Source organism: Bacillus sp. AM 13(2015) (assembly GCF_001518755.1).
Taxonomy (GTDB): Bacteria; Bacillota; Bacilli; order Bacillales; family Bacillaceae; genus Bacillus; species Bacillus safensis.
On the sequence record NZ_LKCP01000006.1, the window covers coordinates 1 to 7,785 of the forward strand.

Sequence of the window (7,785 nt, forward strand, 5' to 3'; positions counted from 1 at the left end):
GATTCATCCGCATCCCGCTAACGCCTGCCGTTTGGTGGCTCTATCGGTTTGTCCCAATGAAAACAGGTGTATTGATCGCTATATTGATTGCATCAGTAACCACGATGCTATATGGTGTGAGCGGTTTTTGGCTGCTGCTGATTTGCCGCTGCGCTTGGGGGCTGGCATGGACGTTATTGCGTATGAGTGGAATGAGGTTAATTGCTGAGATGGACGAAGGCTCACAGGGGCATTATACGGGCATTTATAATGGGCTTTACCGGCTGGGCAGTTTATTTGGCATGTTATTTGGCGGAATATTTGCCAGCCTGATCGGCTTCCAGTCCATGACGCTTGTTTTTGGTTTACTCACATTACTAGGGGTCATTTTTTATGTCTCTTTGGATGAGATTGAAAAGGGAGAAGAGGGGCAGGTGTATCAAGTCATCAAACAGCGGTGGCTTGCACGAGATGTTGTAAAAGTATTAATGACAGGTATGCTGATCGCACTTGTGATACAAGGGTTATTCGCATCAACACTCAGTCATGTCATTGAAGCAAGGATCGGTGATGGTGAATTTGCTCTGTTCGGCTTTGTCATTGGAGCTTCGGCTTTAAGTGGCATCATTCAAGCGCTCAGATGGGGGTGGGAACCATTTGTAGCACCGAAAACGGGCAGATGGTTTGATGGCCTTGTGATGAAGGAACGAACGCTTTGCTGGATGTTTCTTTCATTTGGAGGTCTCAGTTTTCTGGCGGTCATGCTGAAGGTCAGCGGCTGGTTTCTTGTGATGCTGCTTTTGATCCAGCTGCTGTCAACAGTCTTAACGACATTAACGGATACGCTTGCCTTTCAAAAAGCCTCTGCTCAAACCGATAAAAACCGCTTCCTCGCAAGCTATTCCTTTGTTCAAGATATGGGAGCAGCTTTAGGACCCTTGTTCGGATATACGATGATTCAGTTTTTTGGATCAAGCAGCGTCTTTTGGCTGATGCTCATCATAAGCTTATTGCTTGTCAGCATGTGGGCAAGAGGCAGGGAGCTGCATGTTTCTTCTGATCCAGCATAATAAATTCAGGTCTTATACAAAAAAACTGCCTCTTGCGCTGAATGCAAGAGCAGTCATGGTTTCTTATTCTACATCTGAATCATAGGCTTTTTGCGTCAGCTGGCTGACCACCTCTTTTAACCCATTTGGTTTATGAAACTCAACAGGTGTGCTTCCTTTTTCGAAGACGATTTGATCTGCTTCAACGAGCACGACATATCGATTGTTGAGCTTTGCAATATGGATCGAGTGGCCAAAGTCTGCAAGAAGACCTTTGATTTCCGTCTCGCCTAGACGCATTTTCATTGTGATATCAGGAGTTTGTTCAACAATATGGGAGGCTGCTTGTGTGACCTGCTCTGTATCGAGTGTTTCTCTAATTTCTCGTTTTTCACTCGCTTCCCATATTTCAAGATCCTCTTCAAACTGCTTTAATTCTTCACTTTCATCCTGTAATGTTTCAAAAACCTGTTCCTGTACCATATTCATGACCTGTGATTTCATGATTTCAGGCATGGATTCACCGTATTCGACGAACTTCAAAAAGTCCTCAAAATAACGAGCGTGTGAGGATTGGTGAATTTTCACTTCAGCTTCTTCAGTCATGCCTTCTTCTGGCATAAACGGGTATTGAATTGATTTCATGTTTTTTGTTGTAATGGCCATTTCGACTTTTCTGATCAAGGTAGATGTATCAGCGATAGAAGCCACTTTCTGCTCGAAATCGCATTTCATAATAAAGACAAAGGAATCGTCGAAATACTTTTTAGGAACGGCAGAAGCCACTAAAAAAACGCCGCCTCTGACAGCACTTGTATCTAAATATGTGCGAACAAACTGTTCACTGCATTCATTAAACAATTCTTTTGTATCTGCAAATCTCGTTTGATGAAATAGGTTGTAGTTTGGGTTTGAATCGAGCTCATGACCGGGTTCTACAATAAATCGGCCAATTTTGGTCGGTACTTGTTCAGATTTAGGGTGTCTGTCCACTTTTCGTTTGACGATTTTTTTCAGTTCACCGTCTAAAAAGTCCTTCAGCTCACTTTGTTCAAATTCCTCTTGATCTAGTGTTTGATAATGTTTAAATCGTTTATTTGCTTGTTCATCTTTGCCTTCAATTTCTACGACAAAGAATGATAGAAAACGTATCGTAAAATCCATTGATTGGTCACCACTTTTTCTTCTTCGGATATGTTGAGTATAGAAAAAGGAGTGAAAATCGTCAACGAATGGAGAAATATCGTGTCATTATTTCCCGAGAAATGTTTATTGAAAAACACTTGATAATAATTATCATTCTTGATAGAATGATAAAAGAAAAGAAGGAACCTGCCAGTTCCTTCATCTCAGAGAAAAATAGATTATTTTGTTTCAAATGTTTCGCAATCAGTTTCAGTATTGCGAGTCACTTCAGTCATCGTGTTTTTACCAATTTTAATGGTAGAAGCGGTACAGCTGTTTTCAGCCCAGAAACGGCAAGAGTTCACTTCACAAAGAACGTTTTGTGCCATGGGAATTCACCTCCGTGATTCATATTGAGAATGAAGCAAGCTGCCACTTGTATTCATTCAATCTAGTAGTCTCTTTATAGAAAGAGGCTGTTTGTGCTGGTTATGCACATGTTTATCATACCATCTACCCTGAAAATATACAATTTAAACTTTGAAAGAGCGAGAATATGAATCTCGCTCTTTTTTTATTTGTAAAAATAGTTAAATGCTAGGTGGCACACTCTCTCATTTCGACATATGAATAGAGTAGATTCAAAACCTGATGTCGGACAAAGTATGAGGGTACATGTACTGATTTTCCGCATAAAGATAGGGTTTTTAATCAAAAATCTTCATAGAGAGATGAGGGGAGAAGATGAAAGCAGTCATTCTCTGCGGAGGAAAGGGAACGAGAATGAGTGAGGTCACACAAGCGCTTCCTAAACCACTTGCTATGATCGGAGATCGGCCTATTCTATGGCATATTATGAAAATCTATCAGTATTACGGTGTAGACGAATTTATCCTATTGCTTGGTTATAAAGGAGAGAAGATCAAAGAGTACTTTCTGAACTACGACTGGCAGCACCACAGCATGCAGCTCGATATGGCGACAGGAGAAATGAAGCTATTAGGGAAATCGGAGAACTGGAAAATCACCTTTTTAGATACAGGTGAAGATACGATGACAGGCGGACGTTTAAAGCAGGCACAGGATTACATCGGTGATGAGACCTTTATGATGACGTATGGTGATGGACTGGCCAATATCAATATGTTTCATTTGCTGAAACGTCATCAGGATCTTGGTGCAGCTGCTACTGTCACAGGCATTGAAAAGAAGTCCCAGTACGGGACACTGAAGGTGTATAACGGGATGGCACAATCCTTCTCTGAGAAGACAGACAGTATCGGGATGATCAATGGAGGATTTTTTGTGTTGTCTCCAAAGGTATTTGATTATTTGACAGACGATGACCAATGCGTGTTTGAAGCGGAGCCTCTTCAAAACCTAGCGGATGATGGAGAGCTTGCCGTTTATGAGCATCACGGATTTTGGACAGCAATTGATACGTATAAAAACCTGAAGGAAATCAACGACATGTGGACAGATGGAAAACAACCATGGAAGGTTTGGTGACAGCATGAGCGGATTTTGGAATGGAAAGAACGTATTTGTAACTGGATGTACAGGGCTGTTAGGGAGCTATCTCGTCAAGGAATTGATTGATCAAGGGGCAAACGTGACTGGACTTGTGCGTGATCAGGTGCCTCGATCGAATTTATATCAAGGCAGTCAATTTGAAAAAATGAATGTGGTGCAAGGCGCATTAGAGGATATGCAAACGATTGAACGTGCGTTAGGAGAATATGAAATTGACACCGTCTTCCATTTGGCTGCCCAAGCCATTGTGGGGGTCGCAAATAGACATCCTGTTTCTACATTTGAAGCGAATATTTTAGGGACATGGAATGTGCTGGAGGCTTGCAGAAGACAGCCGCTGATCAAACGAGTGATCGTGGCATCAAGTGACAAAGCATACGGTGATCAAGAGCAGCTTCCATATGATGAAGACATGCCATTAAACGGGAAACATCCGTATGATGTCTCGAAGAGCTGTGCAGATCTTATTTCTCATACGTACTACAACACATATGGTCTTCCGGTTTGTATTACACGCTGCGGTAATTTATACGGAGGCGGAGATTTGAATTTCAACAGAATCATTCCGCAAACCATTCAGCTTGTGTTAGAAGGAAAGGCGCCGGAAATTAGAAGTGACGGGACATTTATTCGTGATTACTTCTACATTGAAGATGCAGTGAAGGCTTATTTGCTGCTAGCTGAGAAGATGGAGGAAAAAGGGCTGGCGGGAGAAGCCTTTAACTTTAGTAACGAAATTCAGCTGACAGTGCTTGACCTTGTGGATAAGATTTTAAAGGCAATGGGAAGTGAGCTGAAGCCTCGTATTTTGAACCAAGGAACACATGAGATTAAGCATCAATATTTGTCGGCAGAGAAAGCGAGAAAGCTGCTTGATTGGAAGCCTGACTACTCCATTGATGAAGGTTTAGAGAAGACGATTGAATGGTATCGCGAATTCTTTCAAAAATAGAGGTGTAAAAAGATGAACAGCATATATTGTACGGTTCTTTCAAGTGGAAGACTTTATCAAGCCATTGCGTTTTTCTTATCGTTGAAGCAAGTAGAAGATGATGCTGTCATCAAGACGTTATGTATGGATGATGCTGCATTTGATTTGCTTCATCAAATGAATTTCCCGCATGTGGATCTTGTTCATGTACGGGAGCTCGAAACACCAGAACTGCTGGAGAAAAAAGAGGAACGGGATGCATCGGAATATTGCTGGACCTTAAAGCCGATTTGGATTGAGTGGTTATTTGAACAGGAGCAGGCAAAGAGTGTGACTTATCTTGATGCGGATTTATTCTTTTATGAGAGCCCTCAGGTTATTTTTCAACATCAGCCGAATGCCTCTGTTTTAATTTCGCGAGGGGATATTGTCATTCCAAGCTTTGATGCTGAGGAAGTGAAGATGCTTCAGAAGCTTTTAGGACGCTATAACTCAGGCTTTCTGCATTTTAAAGGAGATGAAGCCGGACGAAAATGCCTCAGCTGGTGGAAAGAAGAATGCTTAAAAGAATGTAAAAATGCACCGGGAGAAGGCAAGTTTGGCGATCAAGGATATCTGGATCATATGCCGAGGCTGTTTGACAATGTAGAAGATATTGAGACAAAAGGTGTGAATATTGGCCATTGGAACTATGGGCAGCATTCTTATCGGGAGGAGAATGGACGTATTCTCCTGGAGGATGGGCACCCGCTCATTTGCTATCATTTCAGCGGCTTTCGGATTGTGAGCAAGGATGAGATGCAGCAAATTCATGAAAAAGGACGAAATGACCTGCCGTTTTTCCAAGAAGCCTATCGGGAAGTGCTTCGCCATGTGATTGAATCTGTGGAGCAGGTCGATCCGCTGTTTAACGGCTATGCCAAACGGGAGGAGGATGACGCATGAACGAAAAGCCAAAGGTAAGCGTCATTATTCCAAGCTATAATGCCAAAGAGCGTTTAGAAGGAAGCCTTTTTTCCTTAACACTTCAGGAAACAGATATTCCATTTGAGGTCATTGTTGCCGATAATGGCTCAACAGATGGCACGATGGAAATGCTCGAGAACATTGAAGTGAACTTTCCGTTTAAAAAGGTGCGTATTCCTGTCAATCAAGGGATTGCAAAGGGGCGTAATCATGCCATTCGCGAGGCGGAGGGAGATCTGCTCATTTTCCATGACAGTGATATGCTGGCAGAACCGAGATTTATTGAAAAGCATGCAGAGGCTCATGCTGGCAGAGAGGATCTCGTTATTTGCGGTGTGTGCTGGAAGCGGATTTATCGCTATTTTTACACAGCTTTTGATAAGGATCATATGAAGCGGTTGAAAAAGCAAGGGCTGTATAAACGGAAAATGGAGGACAAAACGCCTCTTTTATCATTGGAAGAAGTCGAAAATGGTGCATTTCTTGAGAAAAGTTTCGATTTGCAGTCTGAGTTTATAGATATCCTGAAAGACATTTTAAATACGTACCACTATGATTTAGGTTCTTATGAGCTGCCATGGCGATTTTTTATTACAAATAACTCCTCTGTCAAACGGAAGCATGTCATGGCACTAGGGATGTTTGATGAAAATATCGTTCGTTACGGATTTGAGGATTATGATTTAGGGATTCGTCTGCATCAGCTTGGTCTCTCCTTTGAATTGCGAGAGGATATCATGAGCGTGCATCAAGAGCATCCAAGTAATTTAACGTCGTTTGATGACATCAAATACAACATTTTGTATATGTGTGAGAAGTACAACAATATTGACTCTATTGATGTCCATTTGGCTTTCTCCGGTCCGTTTTCTCATACTGTGACAAATGATATTGTGAAAGAAGTTCGGCAGCTGCGTGAGAATTCGGCATTTGATGACCTGTTATCTTATTTTTTAGAACTGATTCACTTGATCACAGAGCGGAATGTAGGCATCAAACGCGATAAAAAAGATATGCTGACAGCCAAGCATGTTCCTTTGAAAAAGCTGGCAGAAGCCGCGCAGCTTGCACGGCAGGAATATGGCTGCACGGTACTTGTAGAAGCCATTCAAGGGCTGACGAAAGAGCTGTTGCGCGTTGATTTGTTCCAAGTGGATGTGTTGTAAATGGCGTCTTATCACTTTACAACCATTGTGTCGAATACCCATGTCTTTAAGCTTTTGGCGCTGATTCATTCGCTTGAACAAAACGCTCATGCCTTCAAGCTGTCCGTTTTATGTGCAGACCCTTTGGCTTATAAGGTGTTAAGGGAGTTCCCTCACCCGCATGTTCAATATGAACAGCTTGAGGACATTGAAGATGACACGCTGCGAAAGGCAAAAGAAGATCGAACGTTCCATGAGTATTGCTGGACGTTAAAGCCTGCTTTTCTGCTCAACATTCTTGAGTCCTCAGATGCGGATTATCTTGCCCATCTGGATACAGATTTGTATTTTTATCATGATCCAGAGGCGATTTTTGCAGAGAATCCAAGCGCTCATTTATTTTTAACGGATCATATGAATTCCGAGCGGTTCTATCGTTATTACGAGTTGTCTGGCCGTTTTAATACTGGGTTTGTAGGCTGTCGTAACACAGATGTTGCCAAACAGGCAGTCACGCAATGGAAAGAAAACTGTCTTGCACATTGTACAGTAGAAATGGATACAGAAAAAAAGACGTATGGAGATCAGCGATATGTGGAAAGATGGGTTGATGATTTTGAAGGGGTTCATATCGTTACATCTAAAGGAGCCAATGCGGCGATTTGGAACATTGAAAACTACAAGCTTTCAGTTGTAAAAGGGGATATGTATCTCGACGAATGTCCACTTTTGTTCTATCATTTTTCTGCCTTTACGATCATTGATGAGAAGACCTTTAATCTGAATTGGTATTACTATATGACAGAACAAAAGCTTGTGGATCACCTGTATATTCCTTATGCTGACTTGATTCATCGAAAAATCAAACAGGTGCAAAAGGTATTTCCAGAATTTAAGCAAGGGTTTATTGCAAAGAAGCATGTTCCTGATACACATTTCTATGAGATGTGAAAAACCGCTCATATTGATTTGAGCGGTTTTTCCTTTTATGATTCATTCCATTTGGAGATGGTTTGGTCGCTAGGAAGTAAGAAGGCTAGGATGCCTAATATCGGTA

8 protein-coding genes are annotated in these 7,785 nt (G+C 41.8%); 6 read left to right on the plus strand and 2 right to left on the minus strand.

All coding sequences use genetic code 11. The features are described 5' to 3' along the window. Positions 1-1,049 (plus strand): MFS transporter (locus tag AOQ70_RS01160; protein WP_059374564.1); only part of this gene is annotated, 1,049 nt, incomplete at its 5' end. 63 nt (positions 1,050-1,112) lie between these two features. Here AOQ70_RS01160 and AOQ70_RS01165 read toward each other — a convergent pair. Together AOQ70_RS01165 and AOQ70_RS19015 are read right to left on the minus strand one after the other, a co-directional pair. Beyond that, a complete protein-coding gene (locus tag AOQ70_RS01165; protein ID WP_039177040.1) occupies positions 1,113-2,192 on the minus strand; it encodes a DUF3900 domain-containing protein in 1,080 nt (359 codons plus the stop codon). 200 nt (positions 2,193-2,392) lie between these two features. Further along, positions 2,393-2,542 carry a DUF1540 domain-containing protein gene (locus tag AOQ70_RS19015; RefSeq protein WP_072367870.1) on the minus strand — a complete coding sequence of 50 codons (150 nt, stop codon included), beginning with the start codon at positions 2,540-2,542 and terminating at the stop codon, positions 2,393-2,395. A gap of 355 nt (positions 2,543-2,897) precedes the next feature. Here AOQ70_RS19015 and rfbF point away from each other — a divergent pair, with 355 nt between their 5' ends. The 5 genes from rfbF to AOQ70_RS01190 are packed head-to-tail and all read left to right on the plus strand — an operon-like array spanning position 2,898 to position 7,679. Beyond that, positions 2,898-3,662: a glucose-1-phosphate cytidylyltransferase gene (gene rfbF, locus AOQ70_RS01170; RefSeq protein WP_039177042.1), complete on the plus strand. Its 765-nt coding sequence runs from the start codon at positions 2,898-2,900 to the stop codon at positions 3,660-3,662. Positions 3,663-3,666: 4 nt separating this feature from the next. Further along, on the plus strand, positions 3,667-4,638 hold the full coding sequence (locus AOQ70_RS01175) for a GDP-mannose 4,6-dehydratase (RefSeq protein ID WP_039177044.1): 972 nt from the start codon (positions 3,667-3,669) through the stop codon (positions 4,636-4,638). Positions 4,639-4,650: 12 nt separating this feature from the next. Further along, positions 4,651-5,562 carry a putative nucleotide-diphospho-sugar transferase gene (locus AOQ70_RS01180; protein ID WP_059374565.1) on the plus strand — a complete coding sequence of 304 codons (912 nt, stop codon included), beginning with the start codon at positions 4,651-4,653 and terminating at the stop codon, positions 5,560-5,562. Beyond that, on the plus strand, positions 5,559-6,749 hold the full coding sequence (locus tag AOQ70_RS01185) for a glycosyltransferase family 2 protein (protein ID WP_059374568.1): 1,191 nt from the start codon (positions 5,559-5,561) through the stop codon (positions 6,747-6,749). The genes AOQ70_RS01180 and AOQ70_RS01185 overlap by 4 nt, the downstream gene beginning before the upstream one ends. Next, positions 6,750-7,679 carry a putative nucleotide-diphospho-sugar transferase gene (locus AOQ70_RS01190; protein WP_059374570.1) on the plus strand — a complete coding sequence of 310 codons (930 nt, stop codon included), beginning with the start codon at positions 6,750-6,752 and terminating at the stop codon, positions 7,677-7,679. Positions 7,680-7,785 lie beyond the last annotated feature (106 nt).

Coding starts and splice junctions, on each gene's coding strand:
- AOQ70_RS01165 (WP_039177040.1), bottom strand. CDS start 2,192: ATGGATTTTACGATACGTTTTCTATCATTCTTTGTCGTAGAAATTGAA.
- AOQ70_RS19015 (WP_072367870.1), bottom strand. CDS start 2,542: ATGGCACAAAACGTTCTTTGTGAAGTGAACTCTTGCCGTTTCTGGGCT.
- rfbF (WP_039177042.1), top strand. CDS start 2,898: ATGAAAGCAGTCATTCTCTGCGGAGGAAAGGGAACGAGAATGAGTGAG.
- AOQ70_RS01175 (WP_039177044.1), top strand. CDS start 3,667: ATGAGCGGATTTTGGAATGGAAAGAACGTATTTGTAACTGGATGTACA.
- AOQ70_RS01180 (WP_059374565.1), top strand. CDS start 4,651: ATGAACAGCATATATTGTACGGTTCTTTCAAGTGGAAGACTTTATCAA.
- AOQ70_RS01185 (WP_059374568.1), top strand. CDS start 5,559: ATGAACGAAAAGCCAAAGGTAAGCGTCATTATTCCAAGCTATAATGCC.
- AOQ70_RS01190 (WP_059374570.1), top strand. CDS start 6,750: ATGGCGTCTTATCACTTTACAACCATTGTGTCGAATACCCATGTCTTT.